At 67.1% G+C, this 1,100-nt stretch carries 1 protein-coding gene and 1 pseudogene; both read left to right on the plus strand.

Annotated elements, in window-relative coordinates; all coding sequences use genetic code 11:
* Positions 1-810, plus strand: an 810-nt coding sequence (locus B7X30_RS15665; protein WP_286731895.1) for an aminotransferase class III-fold pyridoxal phosphate-dependent enzyme, incomplete at its 5' end; no start/stop codon positions are given.
* A gap of 77 nt (positions 811-887) precedes the next feature.
* Positions 888-1,100 (plus strand): annotated as a pseudogene (locus B7X30_RS15670) (MFS transporter permease); the annotation flags it as partial.

Genomic DNA, 1,100 nt, shown 5'->3' on the forward strand with positions numbered 1-1,100 from the left:
CCCAGCCTGCTGGGTCAGGTCCACGACCTCACCACCACCACCCGCGTGGTCGAGTTCAACGACCTCGACGGCCTGCGGGCCGCGCTGGCCGCAGGCGACGTGGCCTGCGTGCTCACCGAGCCGGTGCTCACCAATATCGGCATGGTCTTGCCCGAGCCCGGTTTTCTCCAAGCCGTGCGCGCGCTCACCCGCGAGCACGGCGCATTGCTGGTGATGGACGAGACGCACACGCTCTCCTGCGGCCCCGGCGGCTACTGCCGGGCGAACGATCTGCAGCCCGACGTGCTCATCTTGGGCAAGCCCATCGCCGGGGGTACGCCCGGCGCGGCCTATGGCTTCACAACGCAAGTCGGCGCACGCATGCAAGCCGTCAAGACCGCATCGCCGCCGGGCCATTCCGGCATCGGCACCACCCTGTCAGCGGGGCTGCTCACCCTGCGACTGATGCGCACCATGCTGGCCGACGTGATGACCGAGGCCGCCTACGCTCATATGTTCGCCATTGCCAACCGTGTGGCCGACGGGCTGGAACGCGTGATCGCGAACCACGGTTTGCGCTGGACGGTGACGCGCATCGGCGCGCGCTGCGAAGTGCAGTTCGCCCCTCAACGCCCGCGCAACGGCAGCGAGGCCCGCGCCGCCTTCGACGACGCGCTGGAACCCGCGCTGCAGCTGGCGCTGCTCAACCGCGGCGTGCTGCTGACCCCCTTCCACAACATGCTGCTGGCCAGCCCGGCGCACACCGAAAGCGACGCGCATGCGCTGATCAGCGCCTTTGACGACGCGCTCACAGGCCTGAAAAATGCCTGACTTCGGCGAATCTCCGCTTGACACTCTGTTTCGCAGAGTACTAAGCTCTGCGGAACAGAGTGATTCAGGGAGATCGCATGCCATCCATCGCCTCACAGCAGCTCGACAGTATCCACGCCATGCTGGGCGCCGGGCAGCGTAGCCTGCGCCTGGAGTCTCATAGCCTGATTCTGTGGGGGACGAGCTTTGGCGGTCTGGCCCTGGTCAGCAACCACCTGTTGACCGCCGATCAGATCCCCGACGCCGCAACGCGCGCCATGGCCTGGCTGGGACTGATGTCCCTGCTGCTC

Origin of the sequence: Thiomonas sp. 13-64-67, from assembly GCF_002282795.1 — a bacterium.
Lineage (GTDB): Bacteria > Pseudomonadota > Gammaproteobacteria > Burkholderiales > Burkholderiaceae_C > Thiomonas > Thiomonas arsenitoxydans.